This is a genomic window from Martinezella miluonensis, from assembly GCF_900094545.1.
Lineage (GTDB): Bacteria > Pseudomonadota > Alphaproteobacteria > Rhizobiales > Rhizobiaceae > Rhizobium > Rhizobium miluonense.
The window spans coordinates 83678-102709 of the sequence record NZ_FMAH01000024.1; the positions used below are offsets into that span (position 1 = coordinate 83678).

16 protein-coding genes and 2 pseudogenes are annotated in these 19032 nt (G+C 57.3%); 8 read left to right on the forward strand and 10 right to left on the reverse strand.

The window, feature by feature from the left end; genetic code table 11:
* Positions 1-32 precede the first annotated feature (32 nt).
* The 4 genes from GA0061102_RS19195 to GA0061102_RS19210 all read right to left on the reverse strand — a co-directional run bounded on the left by GA0061102_RS19195 (position 33) and on the right by GA0061102_RS19210 (position 4100).
* Positions 33-1007 carry a magnesium transporter CorA family protein gene (locus GA0061102_RS19195; RefSeq protein WP_092852171.1) on the reverse strand — a complete coding sequence of 325 codons (975 nt, stop codon included), beginning with the start codon at positions 1005-1007 and terminating at the stop codon, positions 33-35.
* A gap of 201 nt (positions 1008-1208) precedes the next feature.
* Positions 1209-1667, reverse strand: a complete 459-nt coding sequence (locus tag GA0061102_RS19200) for an OsmC family protein (protein WP_092852173.1) — start codon at positions 1665-1667, stop codon at positions 1209-1211.
* Positions 1664-2293 carry a GntR family transcriptional regulator gene (locus GA0061102_RS19205; RefSeq protein WP_092852175.1) on the reverse strand — a complete coding sequence of 210 codons (630 nt, stop codon included), beginning with the start codon at positions 2291-2293 and terminating at the stop codon, positions 1664-1666. The genes GA0061102_RS19200 and GA0061102_RS19205 overlap by 4 nt, the downstream gene beginning before the upstream one ends.
* A gap of 262 nt (positions 2294-2555) precedes the next feature.
* The gene (locus tag GA0061102_RS19210) at positions 2556-4100 is read right to left on the reverse strand and encodes an MFS transporter (protein ID WP_092852224.1); all 1545 of its coding nucleotides are present in this window, start codon (positions 4098-4100) and stop codon (positions 2556-2558) included.
* Positions 4101-4264: 164 nt separating this feature from the next.
* Here GA0061102_RS19210 and GA0061102_RS19215 point away from each other — a divergent pair.
* The 3 genes and pseudogenes from GA0061102_RS19215 to rpsU all read left to right on the forward strand — a co-directional run bounded on the left by GA0061102_RS19215 (position 4265) and on the right by rpsU (position 6377).
* Positions 4265-5148: pseudogene (locus tag GA0061102_RS19215) on the forward strand (LysR family transcriptional regulator).
* Between the two features lie 422 nt (positions 5149-5570).
* A pseudogene (locus GA0061102_RS19220) lies at positions 5571-5779 on the forward strand (cold-shock protein).
* A 355-nt stretch (positions 5780-6134) separates the two neighbouring features.
* On the forward strand, positions 6135-6377 hold the full coding sequence (gene rpsU, locus GA0061102_RS19230) for a 30S ribosomal protein S21 (protein WP_092852179.1): 243 nt from the start codon (positions 6135-6137) through the stop codon (positions 6375-6377).
* 469 nt (positions 6378-6846) lie between these two features.
* On the opposite strand, the gene GA0061102_RS19235 is transcribed toward rpsU, so the two are convergent.
* On the reverse strand, positions 6847-7488 hold the full coding sequence (locus GA0061102_RS19235) for a TetR/AcrR family transcriptional regulator (protein WP_092852181.1): 642 nt from the start codon (positions 7486-7488) through the stop codon (positions 6847-6849).
* A gap of 106 nt (positions 7489-7594) precedes the next feature.
* On the opposite strand from GA0061102_RS19235, the gene GA0061102_RS19240 reads away from it, so the two are divergent.
* The 5 genes from GA0061102_RS19240 to GA0061102_RS19260 all read left to right on the forward strand — a co-directional run bounded on the left by GA0061102_RS19240 (position 7595) and on the right by GA0061102_RS19260 (position 15267).
* Positions 7595-8671: an efflux RND transporter periplasmic adaptor subunit gene (locus GA0061102_RS19240; protein ID WP_092852183.1), complete on the forward strand. Its 1077-nt coding sequence runs from the start codon at positions 7595-7597 to the stop codon at positions 8669-8671.
* Positions 8668-9738: an efflux RND transporter periplasmic adaptor subunit gene (locus GA0061102_RS19245; RefSeq protein ID WP_092852185.1), complete on the forward strand. Its 1071-nt coding sequence runs from the start codon at positions 8668-8670 to the stop codon at positions 9736-9738. Before GA0061102_RS19240 ends, GA0061102_RS19245 begins: the two co-directional genes overlap by 4 nt.
* A 12-nt stretch (positions 9739-9750) precedes the next feature.
* Positions 9751-12801 carry an efflux RND transporter permease subunit gene (locus GA0061102_RS19250; protein WP_092852187.1) on the forward strand — a complete coding sequence of 1017 codons (3051 nt, stop codon included), beginning with the start codon at positions 9751-9753 and terminating at the stop codon, positions 12799-12801.
* A 120-nt stretch (positions 12802-12921) separates the two neighbouring features.
* Positions 12922-14106 (forward strand): alpha/beta hydrolase, encoded by a 1185-nt coding sequence (locus GA0061102_RS19255; RefSeq protein WP_425348548.1) that lies wholly within the window; start codon positions 12922-12924, stop codon positions 14104-14106.
* Positions 14107-14973: 867 nt separating this feature from the next.
* Positions 14974-15267 (forward strand): DUF6916 family protein, encoded by a 294-nt coding sequence (locus GA0061102_RS19260; RefSeq protein ID WP_092852191.1) that lies wholly within the window; start codon positions 14974-14976, stop codon positions 15265-15267.
* Here the strand turns inward: GA0061102_RS19260 and GA0061102_RS19265 are convergent.
* From GA0061102_RS19265 to GA0061102_RS19285, 5 genes are all read right to left on the reverse strand, one after another.
* The gene (locus tag GA0061102_RS19265) at positions 15260-15838 is read right to left on the reverse strand and encodes a GNAT family N-acetyltransferase (RefSeq protein ID WP_280949831.1); all 579 of its coding nucleotides are present in this window, start codon (positions 15836-15838) and stop codon (positions 15260-15262) included. The genes GA0061102_RS19260 and GA0061102_RS19265 overlap by 8 nt on opposite strands.
* 5 nt (positions 15839-15843) lie before the next feature.
* Positions 15844-16377, reverse strand: coding sequence for a phage tail protein (locus tag GA0061102_RS19270; protein WP_092852194.1), 534 nt, complete (start codon positions 16375-16377; stop codon positions 15844-15846).
* A 29-nt stretch (positions 16378-16406) separates the two neighbouring features.
* A complete protein-coding gene (locus tag GA0061102_RS19275; protein WP_092852196.1) occupies positions 16407-16937 on the reverse strand; it encodes a phage tail protein in 531 nt (176 codons plus the stop codon).
* A 36-nt stretch (positions 16938-16973) separates the two neighbouring features.
* Positions 16974-17504 carry a phage tail protein gene (locus GA0061102_RS19280; protein WP_092852198.1) on the reverse strand — a complete coding sequence of 177 codons (531 nt, stop codon included), beginning with the start codon at positions 17502-17504 and terminating at the stop codon, positions 16974-16976.
* 423 nt (positions 17505-17927) lie between these two features.
* A partial coding sequence (locus GA0061102_RS19285; RefSeq protein ID WP_139115074.1) for an autotransporter outer membrane beta-barrel domain-containing protein occupies positions 17928-19032 on the reverse strand: 1105 nt, incomplete at its 5' end.

The window sequence follows — 19032 nt, forward strand, 5'->3', positions numbered from 1 at the left end:
ATCCATGGGGAAATCCTCGCAGCGTTGCGATTCTAAAACCAGCCTTTCACCTTGAACCAGATCAACGGTATGATGGCGCTGATCAGGATCACCGCCCAGCCATATTGATATCCCCACGCCCAATCATATTCCGGCATGTTTTTAAAGTTCATGCCATAGACACCCGCCATTAGGGTGGGCGGAATGCCGACGATCGAAACGATCGTCAAAACTTTGAAGACATCATTTTGAGCTATGCCGATAAGGCCGACCAGCGCGTCGAGAACGAATTGCACCTTGTTTGCGAGTTGTTCCTCATAATCGGAAAGGGAATGGATATCCTGGCGTAATCTGGCGACCTGCTGCGTGAGGGCTCCACCCGACCAATTGCAAGCATTCTCGTCGGCATAGGCTATGACGCGCCCCAATCCTTGAAGCCCGTCACGCAATTGGGAGAGGCGATCACCCAGGCGCCCTACTTGGCGCAACTGGATCCGCAGGATGCGGTTGGCTTTGGCAGCGTGACGACCACGAGTATCATCGGCATGAAATGTTTCCATCGACAGACCGTTCAATTCGGCCGCTATATGTTCGAGGGCGTCGGCGACACGATCGACGATCTCCTCGCAGAGCGTTACGAAGACCTCGACCCCCGATTTGGGAGCTTGATGATTGTCTGCAAATTGCTTGGCAACCGTATCGAACGCAGGCAGTTGCATGAATCGCACCGTGACCAGTCGATCAGCCGACAGGACAAACCCTAACGGAGGTGTCACGGGCGCACCCTCGGGCCGTCGTGCTGCCGATGGCGTGCTCAAATACATCACGCCGTTTTCGTTCTTCAGTCGGCTGGATGATTCGATTTCACTGAGCGCTCCCAAGGATGGCAGCTTGGCTCCGATGAGCGTCTCGACATCAATCACTTCGGCGGGCGTAGGATCCAGGAGATCTATCCAGATGATGCGGCTGGCGGCATCTTCGGGTTTTGTCGTCTGGTCGCCGCTCTGAACCGTAAATTCTTTCAGCATTGTATGAAGATGCTCCTCGATTGAACGCGGCTATAGTTATCAGTCTCTCCGAGAAAGCAAGCTTCGGCCGGTCAGCCATGTAGGTGTGGTCGCTTAAGACCTGGGTCCGCTTCTTTTGGCAAGCGCGGTGGATGAACTGCGTTTCGTCATTGCCTCAATCCCCTGAGACGAGAAACAAACCGACTTTCACGCGTCCTGCCATCAATCTACCCATTCGAGAACCCGAACTTCAGTCTTGACCGAATTGGCCAGGAAACACTGTTCATGCGCGGCATGGTGTAGGGCTGTCTGGGTCACGGCAGTGGGTTGTTCGCCGGCATAGATGACAAGCGGATTGAGTTCGACGCGGCTGACGATCATCCTTCCATCGACCTTTTCCATTATTCCGGTGGCCTTATCGGTGTAACTCTCAACCACAAGCCCTTTGGCAGCGGCGAGCGACAGGAAAAACAGCATATGGCAGCTCGACAGCGCTGCGATATAGGCCTCCTCCGGATCAACATTCGCCGCCACCGAATAGGGAAGCGGAACGATGTGCGGGGAAGAGGAGGCCGGCACCACAGCGCCGCCGTCGAAGCGCCAGCTGTGCCCTCGGCTGTAGCGCTTGTCGGTAAAGACGGCGCCTTGGCGCTGCCAGGCAATTTCCGCGGTCATCTTCATGACGGCTCCTTGGTTGGGGTCGATAGGAGTTTCGCCGTTGTTTCGGTCAGATGGCGGCGAAGGTGGTCGGCTGCGGCCTCGAAATCGCCCGCGGCGCACGCCGAAACGATGGCGGCGTGCTCGTTGAAGAAATCTACGCGCGCGCGAGTACCTTGCCCTTGAAGATGGTGGGCGCGGCGCGCCTCCCGCCGTAGCCCGTCCACGATTGTCAGAAGACGAACGTTTTCGCAGCCGCCGTAGAGCACGCGATGGAATTGGCGGTCGAGGTCTTCTATCCGAACGGGATCATCTTCCTCGCTTAGTTCCACATTCAGGCGTTCGGCTCTTCTGAGAGCCGCTGCCGTGAGTGTCGGTGCTGAGCGATGCAGCGCGGCAGTTTCCAGGATCGCGCGCAACTCGGATAGTTCGGCGGCCTCTCGTTCGGAGATGGCCGCAACTGCTACGCTTCGGTCCGGCCGCCGAACAACCAGACCACTCCCAAGCAACTGAGTGAGCGCATGCCGGACCGGCTGCCGGCTTACCTCGAAGCGTTCTGCGATGAGTTCCTGCTTCAGGACGGAGCCGGGGGCCAGAGTCCCCGATTCGATTTCGTCCCGCAGCGTGCTGAAAATGATGTTTGGATCCATGGATCCAAACTAATCACTCAAGTCCATCCGGTCAAGGCCGCATGACATGAAGATCGGTTCCTTTGCGTGGGCGATCGGACCAAGGATTGAAACAAAGTGCTGGCATTGCCCCACCCGACTTGAATCGCACCACTATGCGCTCTCCTTGTCGCGCAGCCAGATGGGAATTCTCTGCCCTATTGCTCAACCGCGTGCGCAATCGATGCTCGACGCCCGGCCCTGTCCAAAAACGGCAACGACAATCTTGCGAGCGCGCGTGACCTCATTCCGATGCGGCCACATTGGCATGCGCTCTCGTTCCGAAGGTGAGGAGGCTCAGGAAAGCGAGTGCCCAAACGCTCAGGGCGCCGTAGAGCATCACCCAATCAAAGCCTTGGGTCAGCGCTGCGCGCACGATTTCGCTTGATAGTTTTGTCATGGACCCGTCCACGACACTGGCATTGCCGGATGCGATCCGCTCCGCCAGCCGAGGCAAAGAGCCCGCATCGGGCGATACCGAAAGCACGGTCTGTAGGTTTGCGAGAATGCCGCTCACGAGAACGAACCCCATCACGGCTATGTTGATGGCAAGCGAGATCATTCGTGCGCTCATGTCGATGCCCGAGGCCATGCCGGCCCGGTCGCTCGAAACAGAGCCCGTCGTCGTGTTCGTGACAGTTGTGTTCGTCACTCCGAGGCCGACGCCCGCGATGAGCGCTCCGAACAATGTTATCGGCAGGATCGCCTCACCTGCAGCCGCACCGAATTTCATGACCAGAAAGCCGAGCCCGATTGTGAACAGACCGGCGGGAATGACGAGGCCGGGGCCACGGCGAAGCAGAAGTCGTTCGGCAAAAGGCGGCACGATCAATGTCGGCAGTGTATAGGCCAGCAACGCAATACCGGCGGCCACCCCGTTTAAGCCAAGGCCTGCTTCGAACCAGATGGGAATGTAGATCATGAAGGGCCAGAAGCTGAAATTCATCCCCATCGACCCGAAGATTGCGCCCGAGAAGCGCCTGATCCTGAAGACCGTAAAGTCGAACATGGGGTGGCTTTTGGACAGCTCGATGACGATGAAGACTGTGAAGCTGACGACCGCAATGGCAGCGACGGTGAGCGAAACAGGATTGATAAATCCGAGCTGCGAACTTTGCGTGATGTAAAAGACCAGGCAGAAGACTGCGGCGGATAGCGAAACGACGCCGGCAATGTCGAGATGCTGGGCGTTGGGATCTTGTGTTTCCCGCACGCCGGCAATTGCCAGCAAGACCGTCAGGATCGTGATCAGGACGTGCACGAGGAACACCCATTCCCAGCCCATGAGCGTGGAGATGCCGTTTCCGATGACCGGCCCGAAGCCGAGGCCAAAGCCGAAGACGATTCCCCACCAGCCAAAAGCCTTGGCGCGCTCGCCGGCATCGCCATATTGCTGAGATAATACGGCAATCTGGGAGATGAGCATTGCGCCTCCGGTCGCACCTTGTAGCGCGCGGCCGGCGATGAGGATTGTGATGTTGGGCGCGATACCGCAGACGAGCGAACTGACGCCGAAGGCAATCATGCTTGCTACGAAGAGCCGTTTGCGGCCATAACGGTCGGCGAGCGTACCAGCTGCCATCAACACGGTCGCAACTGCGAGCGTATAGGCATTCATGGTCCATTGAAGCTGCTGGAAGTCGGCATGCAGCGCCCGCTCCAGCCTCGGCAGTATTGCCGGGACGCTGGAGATTTCAAGACCGAACATCATCGATGAAAGACAGACAGCCGCCAGGGCAAGCCTTGTGTTTTGACGCCGGGTATTGCTCATAGTTTCGCCTTTCGACATGAAATCTTCGTCGATCGGCGTCGGCATGCCCTCAGGCGTCAGTGCCGCTACTCGTGCATTCTTGAACACGAAGCGCCGTCGATCCTCAAATCTGTATCCGGCGCTTGATCATGTTTGAATGGTATGACTATCTATATCAGTGATAACAAATTTGGATTTATGTGATGTCGCTCGATGTCGACGCCGTTCAGGTCTTTGTAGCCATTGCCGATTTCCAAAGCTTCACGCGCGCGGCGGAGGCGCTTGGCACCACGCAGGCCACAGTCAGCGTCAAGCTGAAACGCCTGGAGGAGCGGGTCGGCAAGAAGCTCATCGAGCGAACGCCGCGCCATGTCCGTCTGTCCGCCCAGGGCGAAACATTCCTTCCCTCCGCCCGGGAGTTTCTTGCCGCACATGAACGTGCCGTCGCAGGGCTTTCGGTAACGCGCAGGCGCTTCAGGCTGGGAATTGCCAGCCATGTCATGGGGCCTGAAGTGCCGACCTTGCTGGCGCGTCTGAAAGCGGTTGATCCGGTGCTCACCATAGAAGTGCGGCTGGACGTCTCCCGATCGCTGCTCGAGGCTTTCGAGGAGGGCAAGCTCGATGCCGTTATCATTCGCAGCGACGACGACAGACGTGATGGCGAGATCCTCGGGCCGGAGCATTTCGGCTGGTTTGCTTCACCGGATTTCGAGTATCGAACGGGGGAACCCCTGCCGTTGGCGGCCCTGTCTCCGACCTGCGCCGTGCGCGATATGGCAATCCGGCTGCTTGATCGATCCTCGATTCCGTGGACGGAGGTCTTCGTCGGCGGGACGGCGGCGATCGCGGCTGCCCTATCGGCCGGGCTCGCGGTTTCGCCGTTTCCGCGCCGCCTTGCCCCGAGCGATGTCATCGATGTCGGTGATACGCTCGGCTTGCCGCCGCTTCCATCCTTGTCGCTCGTGCTGCATTCCTCCTTGTCTGATCCGAAGTCCAGGGACAGCCGCGCGCCATCACTGCCGCCTTCCGTGAACATCGTAAGCCGAGCAAGAAACAGTTTCCGCTTGCCGAGTGCCGGCAGCTCTAGCATTGCGCAGCGCTGCCGAAGAATTGCCAGGTGGCAGCCATGTCCGGATTTGAGAAGAAACAGTAGCCAACGAACTTGCAGCGAACGAAAAATGAGGCGCTGTACAGACGGCAGCTGATATCGGATGCCATCCGCTTTTTCCATCATTGCTGAGATTGGTGCCTGCTTTGTCTCGAGAGCAGCCCAGAAAGGCGACATATTCAGCAACAATCAGTATCGCAGTGGTTGTCTGCGTCGCCTTCTCGGATGAATATCTCGCGGTTTGCCTTGTTTTACAGCCCTGGAACGCTAGTTGGGGTTGTTATCGAACCTTGTTAGCGACTATCGTCGGGCTGCCACGGCGGCTCTCCTGGATTTACTTTCATCGTCGATTGCTACCGGCATTTTTTGCCGGCTCCTCCAACGATTGAAAGGAAATCGGTATGAATATTGGCACCGTGCGGTGGTTCAATAGCACCAAGGCTTTTGGCTTCATCCAGCCCGATAACGGCAGCGACGACCTTTTGTCCATATTTCGGCCGTTGAGCGCGCCGGTCTGCGCAGCCTCGTAGAGGGTCAAAAGATCAGCTACGACATCGTCAAAGACAAGCGTTCAGGCAAAAGCTCGGCAGACAACCTGCAGGCTGCGTGAAACTTCGTCATCGCCTTGCGCGACCACGGATGAACTGGCGCGCAAAGACTGACGATGGTGGAAGGTCGGGCGTCAAACCCGGCCTTTTGTCTTTGGTCGCATGGAGGTTGCAATGCCCAAGCATCGCTATCACCATGGGGAAACGCTCGTTTTGAATGGCAGGGCCATCCGGAATGGTGAAAGGGACCAGCGTTGTCGTGTTGTATCCGCCCTGCCGGAAGCGGATATAGACCATGGTGCTTCCGAGGCGTAGGCGAAAGACAGCCCGCCACCGCCGCAAATGCTGGCAGTTCGTGGGTCCGCATTGGTGCCGTCAAGATTAGGAAATAGCGGCTTTGCCGCGTCAGGAGATATTTTGCAGGTATTTGTACGGGATAACAACATTGATCAAGCGCTTCGTGCTTTAAAGAAAAAGCTGCAGCGCGAAGGCATCTTCCGCGAGATGAAGGCCCGCACTGCCTATGAGAAGCCCTCGGAAAAACGTGCGCGTGAAAAGGCCGAGGCTATTCGTCGCGCACGTAAGCTTGCCCGTAAGCAGGCACAGCGGGAGGGACTTCTCCCCGCGGCCAAAAAGAAGGTGATCGGACGGGCGCGCTGAGCTCTCCGATTCGGCAAAGGTCTGTCCACGCGCCAGCCTGCCCACTACCTCTATTGCTAGACAAAGGTAGGGCATGCCAGCGACAAAAGACCATTTTTCAAGCCGGCCAGGACCACGACGGCTGGTGAACGAGTCGATCCGAAGGTTCGAGAGCAGTTTTCCTGGAATTGCGTAAAAACAATAAGTTGGAGCGGTTCTCAGATTCCGTGAAGAACAGAACCGCTCTAGATGGCACTGCCTTTCGGCTGGGCTGGTGGGCGTAGGGTTCGGACGTGACAAGATCAGCCGGTGGTCGTCGTCGTCAACGTCCGCCATTGTAGCGCAGATCGGAACCGGGGCGTTCGGATCATCGAGTTTGCGATTCCCACCGGAAAATTCGTCGGCTCATTGATTTCACGGGGTTGGAAGCTCAAATCCCTTTCAAGAGCAGCCATTTGCGGATCAGATACTAGAGGCTGTGTTCAGTACCTTACAAACATCCGCTAGCGAATGCGGGTTCGCACAATCCGTGCAAGATAAGATCGACGTGAGCCTTCAGGTACGTGTCCCTATCCAAAATTCGTCGATCTTCAAAAGTGAGCTTGAATACAAGAAACGCGATTGCAGGCGCGATTACCACATCCGCGAATGCAGCCGGTGCGGCTCGGAACTCGCCGCACTTTACACCGTCCTCGATGAGGGATGCCATTTGTTGCTCAAGAGGATAAATAAATGCGTCGTGGTGCCGATCGACGATCTGAGGAAACCGTGAGCCCTCGGCGATAACGAACCTCATCAATTCCCGCAATTTGCGATCGTTGATTATGAGATCGTAGATTTGCTCAATTTGTTTCTGAAGCCTCTCTGTGGCAGTCCCTTTCAGCTCGTTTACACTCGATAGAAGATCCTCGAAGGGCGCCGAAATGTGCCGGATCATTGCTTCAAAAAGCTGCTCTTTGGTTTCGAAGTAAACATAAATAGTTCCCTTCGTAACTCCGACCCTGCTGGCAATATCTTCAACACGTGTGGCGACATAGCCGCGCTCGACGAACTCTTCAAACGCAGCATCCAGGATCTGAACGGGTCGGCGGGCCTTTTGCTCTGCACGTGTGAGCTTTTTTTGATCATCCATGTCTTCACCTTGAGCGCTATCGGCGGGTTACCGTCAAGACAATTTCTATTGACTATCGGGTTAGTCAATAATATTCGTCTGCCAAACGGATGCAAGAGGTCAAATCATGAAAACTGTCCTTGTCGCGGCCTGGCTCGGCGTCAGTGTCGTCGCGCTTGCCTCATGCGAAAAGCAAAGCGCGAGTGAGGCAAAGCCAAAGAACGTGGAGACCGTCGTGGCTAAGGTCACACCGGTTGTCGAAAATAATGCCATCACCGGCGAGGTGAGTGCGCGCGTCGAAAGCGATCTCTCTTTCAGGGTGAGCGGACGTATCGTTGAACGCCTGGTTGACGTCGGGACATCTGTGAAGGCCGGGCAGGTGCTGGCGCGCATGGACGCCGAAGAACAGAAAGCCGATCTTGACGTTGCAACCGCAACTCTGCAGTCGGCGCTCGCGCAGCAAACACAGGCGCAGCTGGCCTTTGACCGGCAACAGAGCCTGTTCAAGACACAGGTTACGACACGCGCCGCACTCGACCAGGCCCAAGAAGCGCTGTTGACTGCCCAGGGAAGCGTGAAATCGGCGCAAGCTCAACTCGACACAGCCCAGGACGCGCTCTCCTATACGGAACTGCGCGCCGATGCCGACGGCGTCATCACCGCCAGAAGCGCCGAGGTAGGGCAGGTCGCGCAAGCGGCGCAACTGGTCTTTACGCTTGCGCATGATGGCCCTCGGGACGCTGTCTTCAACGTCTTCGAGTCGCTTTATCTGGGGCGCAACCTTGAAAACAAGGTTGCCGTCAGCCTCCTTTCGACGCCGTCTCACAAGATCGAGGCTTCGGTGCGCGAAATCTCGCCCACGATCGACTCGTCGACCGGGACGATCAGGGTCAAGGTGGGGCTCGAAGGGGCGCCGAACATGCAGCTTGGCGCTCCGGTCGTCGGCTTGTTTCGGTCAGTCGCGCGGGATGCAATCGAATTGCCCTGGTCGGCAATGACCTCAAAAAGCGGGAAGCCGGCCGTTTGGATCATCGATCCCGCTTCATCAAGCGTATCCCTCCGCCTGGTCGATGTGTCTGGCTATGAAACCGGCCGCTTTGCAGTACGGGCGGGGGTGTCGTCGGGCGAGATCGTCGTCGTCGACGGCACGAAATTCCTGCGGTCGGGCCAAGCCGTCACATACGACAAGGGAGCTGCGAAATGAATATCCGTACCACAGCCGGCCTTGCGATCCTTGGCTCATTGCTGCTGACGTCTTGCCAGAAGCAGGATGAAGCCCATGCGGAGCCCCCGCGCCCCGTGCTTTCCGTTGTCGTCAAGTCCACCGAGGATTCCGCGCTGACCCTGCCGGGGACGGTCGAGGCGAAGATCGAGACACAGCTTGCATTTCGAGTGCTGGGACGGATTACAGCGCGCAAGGTCAGCGTTGGCGACATCGTCAAGAAGGGTGATGTCGTTGCTGCCATCGATCCGCTGTCGCTGGAGCTTGCCGTTAAAAGTTCGCAGTCCGAGCTTTCGAATGCCCAGGCGCAGTTGACAAATGCCGCATCCACCGAGCAACGCCAACGGACCTTGCTTGAGAGCCGATCGGGAAGTGAAGCGGCCTACGAAGAGGCGGAACTTGGGCGCAGGAGTGCGAGTGCTTCGGTTGCCAAAGCGCAGGCCAATTTGGACAAGGCCGAAGAACAACTGGGCTACGCGCAGCTTCGTGCGGAATTCGACGGCGTCGTGACAGCGACTTCGGCCGAAGTGGGCCAGGTTGTAGCCGCGGGCCAAAGCATTGCCACCGTCGCCCGCCCTGACCAGCGCGATGCCATCATCGATATCCCCGTGGCAAGCTTCGACGGTCTCAAGGTGGGGTCGCCCTTTGAAATCGCTCTCCAGCTGGATCCGACCATCCGCGCGAGCGGTGTTGTCAGAGAGATCGCCCCCGAAGCAGAGGCTACGACCCGCACTCGACGCACGAAAATCACGCTCATCGATCCACCGGCAGTCTTTCGCCTGGGCTCTGTCGTCACCGCAACCGCGACCGTTGTTGCAGATCCGATGATCCTGCTGCCGTCCTCATCCGTCCTGATGAAGGACGGAAAGCCGAATGTTTGGGTAGTCGATACCGCAGCTCGCAAGGTCTTCATTCGCGCGATCAAGATCGATGGAGACCTCGTCGAGGGCGGTTCCGCGAAGATCACCGAAGGCATCAGCCCTGGCGAACGCATCGTCGTTGCCGGAGTTCACAAGCTTGCCGACGGCCAGGCCGTCAGGGTAGATTAAGGAAAGACCCCCGTGAAAAAATTCAACCTGTCCGACTGGGCGCTCGAACATCGTTCGCTCGTCTGGTACTTCATGATCGTCTTCATTCTGGCCGGCGCGTTTTCCTATATTGGTCTCGGTCGCGAGGAAGACCCCGCCTTCACCATCAAAACCATGATCATTCAGGCGCAGTGGCCTGGCGCGTCGGCCGAGGAAGTGACCAAGCAGGTCACCGACCGTATCGAAAAGAAGCTCGAGGAACTGGATTCGCTCGATCATACGAAGAGCGAGACGGTTGCCGGTCAGACGACCGTTTTTGTGGAGCTACTGCCGACGACCAAGGCCAAGGATGTCAATGCCATCTGGATGCGGGTCCGCAATATGATTGGCGACATCAAGGGAGATTTTCCAAGCGGTGTCGTCGGACCGTTTTTCAACGATAGCTTCGGTGACGTCTTCGGCAATATCTACGCATTTACCAGCGACGGACTGACACAGCGCCAGCTTCGTGATCTGGTCGAGGATGCGCGTGCGAAAGTGCTGACGGTTCCCAATGTCGGCAAGGTCGACATCATCGGGGCGCAGGATGAGGCCATCTATCTCGAATTCTCCACGCGAAAGATAGCAGCTCTCGGGCTTAACCAGCAATCCGTCATCAATACGCTTCAGGCACAGAATGCCGTGACTCAGTCCGGTTTTGTCGACGCCGGCCCTGAGCGCATCGCCTTGCGGGTGAGTGGCCAATTCACATCCGAGGAAAGCCTAAAATCGATCAATCTTCGCGTCAACGACCGCTTTTTTCCGTTGACCGACGTCGCAACGATCAAACGCGGCTACGTCGATCCTCCGTCATCCCTGTTCAGATATAATGGCCAGCCCGCCATCGGGCTCGCCATCGGCATGAAGACCGGGGCAAATCTGCTTGAATTCGGCAAAGCGCTCGACAAGGAAATTGAGCAGGTCACTGCCGATCTTCCCATCGGCGTGGATGTCCAGCGCGTTTCCGATCAGCCCGCCGTCGTCGACGACGCGGTATCTGGCTTCACGCGGGCGCTGTTCGAGGCGATCGTCATCGTGCTTGCGATCAGTTTCATCAGCCTCGGCGTTCGGGCAGGGCTCGTGGTTGCCATCTCTATTCCGCTCGTGCTGGCGATCACCTTCCTCGTCATGGCCTACAGCGGCATTTCCATGCAGCGTATTTCGCTTGGGGCATTGATCATCGCGCTTGGTCTTCTCGTTGACGACGCAATGATCGCCGTCGAAATGATGGTTGCCCGATTGGAGGTGGGCGATGACCTGAGAAAGGCTGCGACATACGTCTATACCTCGACGGCCTTCCCGATGTTGACAGGCACACTTGTGACGGTCGCGGGTTTTATCCCCGTCGGTCTCAACACCAGTGCGGCCGGCGAATTTACCTTCACTCTTTTCGTGGTGATTGCCGTTTCGCTGCTGGTTTCATGGATCGTCGCGGTGTTGTTCACGCCGCTGCTGGGCGTGACGATCCTTCCGAAGAGCATGAAATCCCATCATGATCAGAAAGGTCGCTTTGCGCGGGCCTTTGCATGGCTTTTGAACGTGGCCCTGCGTTGGCGCTGGATAACCATCGGTGCGACTGCGGCCGCGTTTGCCCTCTCCATCGGCGGGATGAGCCTGGTGCAGCAACAGTTTTTCCCTTCTTCCGACAGACCCGAGCTGATCGTCGACTGGAACCTGCCGCAGAACAGCTCGATTTCGGAGACGAACAAGCAAATGGCCAGGTTCGAACGCGAGATTCTGGCGAACAACAAGGACATCGATCACTGGACGAGCTATGTCGGACAAGGCGCTCCTCGCTTCATCCTATCCTTCGATGTCCAGACACCCGACGTCTCGTTCGGCCAGACCGTGATCGTCACCAAGGGGCTTGATGTCCGTGACAAGGTCAAAGCCGAGCTGCAGGATTATCTGACGAAGACCTTCCCCGGAACGGACGCATTCGTGAAGCTGCTCGACATCGGCCCCCCGGTCGGCAAGCCGGTGCAATACCGGATCAGTGGCCCCGATATCCAGAAGGTCCGGGACATCGCCCAGCAATTTGCGGGCATCGTCGGTCAGCATCCTTCGCTATCCAACATGACCTTCGACTGGAACGAACCTTCGCGCGTCGTCAAAGTTGACGTTCTTCAGGACAAGGCGCGGCAGCTGGGCGTCTCGTCGCAAGATATCGCAACGGCTCTCAATGGCATAGTCGAGGGAACGGCGGCGACAAATATTCGAGATGACATCTATCTGATCGATGTGATTGGCAGAGCCCAGACAGCCGAGCGTGGCTCGATCGAGACGCTGCAGAACCTTCAACTGGCAGGCTCCAACGGCAAGTCCGTGCCTCTTTCGGCGGTCGCCAATTTCCACTATGAGCTGGAACAGCCAACGATTTGGCGGCGGACACGTATACCGACGATCACCATCAAGGCTGCCGTCGTCGGATCGACGCAGCCGGCGACGATCGTCAACGAATTGCGGCCGAAGGTCGACGAGTTCAGCAAGGCTCTTCCTAGCGGCTACCATATCGTCGACGGCGGTTCGGTCGAGGAAAGCGCGAAAGCGCAGGGACCGATCGTGGCGGTAGCGCCGCTGATGCTGTTCATCATGGCAACGATCCTGATGATCCAGTTGCAGAGTTTCAGCAGGCTCTTTCTGGTCTTCGCCGTCGCTCCGCTGGCGCTGATCGGCGTTGTTGCAGCCCTGTTGCTCAGCAATGCGCCTCTGGGGTTTGTCGCCATCCTGGGTGTCTTGGCGCTGATCGGCATTCTGATCCGCAACTCGGTGATCCTCGTCGTGCAGATCGAGCACCTTCGAAGCGAGGGCATGCCGCCTTGGCAAGCCGTCATCGAAGCGACGGAGCATCGAATGCGGCCCATCATGCTGACGGCGGCGGCAGCAACGCTTGCGCTCATCCCGATCTCCAGGGAGATATTCTGGGGGCCGATGGCCTATGCGATGATGGGCGGCATTGTCGTCGGTACGGTTCTGACGCTGCTCTTCCTTCCCGCCTTGTATGTTGCCTGGTTTCGCATTCCCCGCGACGGCCTGCAACACTGACGAGGTGATCCGATGCCTCGGGTTGGAAAAACGGCCTTTGCCGATGGCGGTTACCTGATTGCCCGCTTGCCGCGCAGTTTGACTTCCCTCGCTCTCAAGCGATCGTGTCTTTCAGTCCTGATGGTTCTCTCGGTATTGGGAGGATGTGCGGGACGGCTGGAGAATGTTCTCCTGCCGCTCGCGGCGGCGGGACCAGGCACGAGCGCCGTGGACATGATGGTGGCGACGACCCGCCAGCCGACCAACAAACCCGGCGAACTTTACTCCGGCGAGCGGGGAACGGCGATTTCTCTCAACGATATCGTCGTTTCCATTCCTCCGGATCGAAATCGCAAAATCGGCGAAGTGCAATGGCCGTCGCATGTGCCGGCCAATCCCGAAAAGGAGTTCGCTGTCCTGAAGGTTGGAAGAGTGGCATCCGAGCGCGACATTTTCGAATGGTTCAGCAAGAACCGCAACGCCAAGCGGCAGGTCGTCATTTTCGTGCACGGCTTCAACAATACCTATTCCGACGCAGTCTTTCGCTTCGCGCAGATCATTCATGATTCGGGAACGGATGCTGCGCCGATCCTCTTTACCTGGCCTTCGCGCGGCAACGTCTTCGACTATCTCTACGATAAGGAGAGTACAAATTTCTCCCGGCGAGCGCTGGAGGATCTGATCCTGCAATCCGCCAAAAGCCCAGATGTCGGGGAGGTGACGATCCTCGCCCATTCCATGGGCTCCTGGCTGACCGCGGAAGCGTTGCGTGGCGTTGCCATGCGCAACAAGACAATTCCGGCGAAAGTGAAGAATGTCATTTTGGCATCGCCCGACATCGATATCGACGTATTTCGCCGACAGATGATCGAGATGGGGCCGCAACGTCCGCACTTCACGATCTTTTCGTCGACAAGGGATAAGGCGCTGCAGGTTTCGCGATGGCTCTCCGGTGGCGTCAATCGCGTCGGTGGTTTCGATTCGACGCCCTATGCCGCGGATTTGGCCAAGCTCGGGATCACGGTCATCGATACAAGTTCCGTCAAACCGGACGACGCGCTGGGTCACAATACGTTTGCGGATAATCGGGATATGGTCCAACTGCTAGGACAGCGGCTGGCAGGACAGTCGCTGGACACCAGACAAGTCTCGCTTGCGGATCGAGTGGGCATGGCTGCCGTGCGAACCGCGGACTTGGCGGGCTCCGCTGCGAAAGTCGCTGTCGCAGCTCCCATGTCGATTATCAGCGATGATGCGAGGCAGGTGCTGAAACAGCAGCTTTCCTCGGGCTCATCGCCTATCGTCGATGGACGTATTTCCTACTGAGCTGCCGGTCACGGTGGCTATCGGCGCGCGTTGCGCCCGCTTAGGTCCGATCATCCACCCGCTGTGCGCGGGTCACAACGGGGGTGGACAGCTCATATAGGCATGTTCTCGACAACAGAACGGGCGTCAAATTGAAGTATTGGGAAACGTTGTAAAGCGGATATCTCCCTCTTCAGGAGAAGACCTGTTCCGAGAGTGGGTACCTCAAAGAGCAGAATAGAGTCCTCCTGTCTGGATGACGTCCCAATCCAGGCCCGACTAGACTTTCGATCGTCCTTGCTGAACGGTCCGTTCGGCCATTATCCAGTTGTTAATGGTTCGGCGCCGCGAACCAGCCCGATGACGACATGACGCACGGCCTCATCATCGCTGACGAAGCTATCGGGATAGTAGAGGCTGTCACTTGCTTGGGTCATAGAAACCTTCGGTCACCCCATGTTGCTGCACGCTGCAAGCCACTCTTCGGCAGCTTCCTTGATGCGAATATTACCTATGCTGCCCGCAGCAGACGGCGGAGGCAGGGGAAGGTTCGATGCATGTGGACCTTCGCGGGCCCCGAGGTGATCGGCTAGTTTACATCTTTCGTGTCCTTTGAGGTATTAGGTCCAAAAGGAATGCGCCCAACTGCGACGATATCGGTTTTCAAGGTCCACGGGATGGCTGACGGACAAGGCGCGATGGTCGCGACCATCTTCCGTTCCATTGGCGCATTTATCTTTAGCGAGGGCGCAAGAAATTCTAATGCCTCCTCTGGGAGGACAAGTCTTGGGGAACTGCTTGCTTCTCCCTAATCTCTTGATAGACTTCAATTAAAGACATGAAATATAGGCCGCTGCAATCACGGCGCGAACAACAATTGGGGTTGGGATGGGGATTGTGACGCTGGAGCACTTCGCCCGTTGTGTCGGGGAAGGGTTCGAAATCGATATGGGGACAGGGTCCCTTGTTTTCACGCTGACCGAGGCGCGGCCTCTGCCCGAACGGGGTTTTGCAGGAATGATGAGGGCGCCATTTTCACTGCTGTTTCGCAGTGGCTCAAAGGTTCTGTTGCCACAACAGATTTACAGGCTGAACAACGCCAGGCTTGGTATTCTCGACATTTTCCTGGTACCCGTCGCCAGGGACAAGGACGGCATCGTCTATCAGGCTATCTTCAATTGACGCCTGAACGCCCGTCGACGGTTTTCGGCAAGACTTGGCGCGATAGCCATTGCATGCGTGTGTGTGTTTCGGTGGCGTCGATGACCTCAAATCCCGACGCCTGATAAAGCTTCTGTGCACGCCCATTGGCTTTGTCCACATGCAGGATAATGCCTAGGCTTTCCCGCGTAATTGCTGCAGCCTTTATTTCATTCAACATTTCCAGCCCTATTCCCCGATTGCGCCATTCGGGCAGCAGGCCAACATCGATGATGTGCCAGATATCAGCGCTAAGATCGATGTAAAGGCGGCCGATGCGAACGCCTTCCTTTTCGATGATCAGGAAGTCCGTTTGCGGGAACGCGGCGATGTAATATCGATGCTGGAGATCAAACTGCTGGTTCAAAAAGGCCTGCTTGTCTTGCGGAGGCCACGGCACCCGCGCCAGTTCATCGGCGCGAAACGAGTGATAAAGCTGGCGTAAAAACGCCAAGTCATCTAGCCCCGCCGGTCGCAGGATACATGTTGTAGCAAATAGCCTATTACCAACAGTTCGCGCAGGAAACTCCGGCAACTGGTCAGGCTGTGTCACGATCGTCAACCAAAGGACGGAAATGCGCCGGCCAGCGAGATGCTGAAGTTGACCGCCAGATAGGGCTGGCGGTTTTCATGCGGCAGATTGCTGCCTGTAATGCCGATGAGGTTCTGTGCAAACTGCGTGTTCGGCTGGGCATTGGGGAGAAACGGACTGCTCGAACTCGGCACGCTCAAGGCGTTACCTTCGCTGGGCGAGGCGGCGCGCTTGGAAGTATCGCTTTGACTATAGATGGTCAAAGAATGCGTGTGTGCCGGCATCTCCGCCTGGGTCAGCGTTATGCTGTTGTCGCCAAAGGGCTCCCCGATGGAGTGTTCCGTCAAGCCTATCCCCTGGCCTTGGTTGCAGCCCGCACGGTTGGTAAAGTTGGGGAGTTGGTATGTGCTGGTGCCGTTGCCGCCGTACTGGGTGCCAAGCAGGGAAAAAAGTGCCGTGTTCTGTTGGATCGGAAGCGTCGCACCGTTGCAGAATGCCCATTTATAGGGAGGAAAGTTGAAACCGAACAGTTGGATCTCGCCGATAAAAGGTTGTGTCATAGCAATGTCCTTGTTGGGTAATCCCTGGTTCAGTTCTGTGGGGGAAAGATACCGGCCCATGCGATGCAATACTGCGCCGTTAGCGTTGGCATTGTATTCTCATGCGTACCGTTCGATCCGCTTGTTTGAGTGGCCGCTGGTGATGTCTTGATTGGAGTGGCCCCGGTTACATCGGTGACATACATCGTGTCGCCGGCGATTGCTCCGAGCTCGGCCGTCGATCCGACCGACTTCGTATTCGCCAAACCGTTGGTGGCAAGATACGGATGCGAGTGTATTGGCATTTGTGTGGGCAGAAGCGTGACATTCTCGGTGCCTCCCATCTGACCAATGACATATGTCGATAAGCCCAGGCCGGTACCCTGATGTATTGGTACGCGCCCGGAAAGATTGGGCGTCGCAAACGTTGTCTGTCCATTGCCGCCATACGTCGTCCCGATCAGCGTGTACAGCGCTTCATAGTCGGAGATGGATTGCAGAGAGTTGTCGCAGGGCAGCCAGCCGGTTGGCACTCGGGAAAAACCAAAAAGCCGGATTTCTCCGACATAGGGAGTGCTCATCGTTGATCCTCCAAGCAATAGGTTGACAAGAGTTGATCAGTTGCGGGACGGAAATGTTCCCGACAGGGCAATGCAATAATTTATGACGTCGTAAGGCTGCCGATTATCGTGAGGCTGGCCATTACCGGCTGGCGTTACGGTCTGGCTCGACAGCGTAACCTGAGCACCGGAAGAAGGGCCGTAGATATTGGCCGTGTCAGTGCCATAGAGTGCATTGTTCGGATTGCGCAGGGTACCGGCGCTTGTCGTTCCGGTCGCTACGTGGACGTGCTGAGGCAGTTGCGACTGGAGCAAAGTCACACTTTCGGCGCCGCCAATTTCACCGATTTCGTAAGCTGTGGGCTGCCAAGCCGGATCGACAGATGGCCCAAATCCGACTGGCGTGCGGCCCTGCATATTGGGCAGGGCGAACGTCCTTACTCCATCGCCGCCGTAAAAAGTGCCCAATAGTGAGAACAAGGCCTGGTTCTGGTTGATGGCAATGAGCTGGCCGCTGCACTGGGCGAAGCCCTTAGGCGCAAACGGAAACCCTGCAAGCATAATCTGGCCGAGGAAGACATTTGACATACCATACCCCTGAATATTCTATTTATATTCGCCACCATCATCACTCAATCCATGCGATAAATGCAAGAATAATTTGACTATCTTAAGTGTAATATTTTGGTGCAGTTCTTTGTGTTTTTTATACTTATAGTTGTCTTCGGCGCGATGGAAATGAAAGACTATGATTATCATGCAGTTAAATGGTTGAAATAAATTAAGTATAGACTTGAGAGCTCTCCCAAAATCCTTCGATGTAATCGGGTAGTGCAATAAGAGATGGCCGGTCGCCTGCGGATCGACCGATTATTCCCATCGGGAAGAAGCGTATTCGATCGGAGCTGGCCGAACGCTTCCTCGGCGGGATACGATACTGCGATGGAACCAAAGGTTCCCCGATAGGATCCGCCAGGATTGATCGACCCTGGCGGAGCTCTGGGTCATCTTCTAAAACTTCTTGGCAGCGGCGACTTTTGCGCCGACGGATTTCTGGCCGTCGCCCTCGATGTTGAGGAGGATGCTGGTGTCGAGCATCCAGAAGTTGGCGGTCTGCAGCGTGAAGCCGGCGGTGAGGGCACCGAAGGCGCCGGAGCCGTCGAGGCCGGAGAAGCCGCCGGTGATGCCGAGCTTCGGCGTCAGCTTGGCGCCGCTTTCGAGCAGGAAGGACCGGGCGATCTCGGCGCCGAGGCTGACGCGGAACTGCTCCTCGTCGAAGCCGTTGATGGTGATGGCATCGCCGGCGCCGTTCTTGACCGTGTAATCCGCGACCGTTTCGGAGAAGTAGATCATCCGCAATTTCGGCGAGATCGTCGTGTCCTCGTCGAGGGTCCACTGCCCGTCGATCGAGGTATCGGCCATCCAGCGCGTCGTCTTGAAGCTGCCGTTCCAGAACTGGGTGTTGATCGTGTTGTTCGAGCCGCCATAGCGCAGGCTGCCGTTCCAGAACACGCCCTTGCCGATCTCGATCGAGGCATAGGGGCCGGCAAGCCAGCCATTGCCCGTCAGTTTGGCATCCTGATCGGCCGGATCCGTCATCCGGTCATAGTGGAACGACAGCCCGATCAAGGCCCGGTCGGAGAGCAGATAGTCCGCCCCCATGTTGATCATGGCAAAGCTGCCCCACTTGCTGGTGCTGTCGTTCCTGTTCTTGTCGTTATGGGTCAGGAAGGCGCCGCCGATCCAGACGTTGAAGGGAGCGGATGCCGCATCCGCATCGCCGCCGGCCGCCCGTATCTGCGACAGGCTGGTCGAGAAGCCGAGCGTCATGCCCTCTTGCGACGGCATCATGCGTGCGGTGATCGGATCGGTCGCCTTGAGCATCTGCCGGCGCTGCAGCAGGCCCGGCACCTCGATCGTGTTGGCGATCATGTTCTGCCGGGCCTGGACGAAGCCATGCACCAGCCCGTCGATATCCTCGGCAACCTTGCCGGCGTCATAGCTGATATTATAGGTGACCGTGCCGGTGTTGGAGGCTCCGAGCGCGCTGACGAGCTTGTAGCCGACGCGGACCTGGCCGGAATAGGCCGGGTTCGGCGTATAGTGCAGATACCAG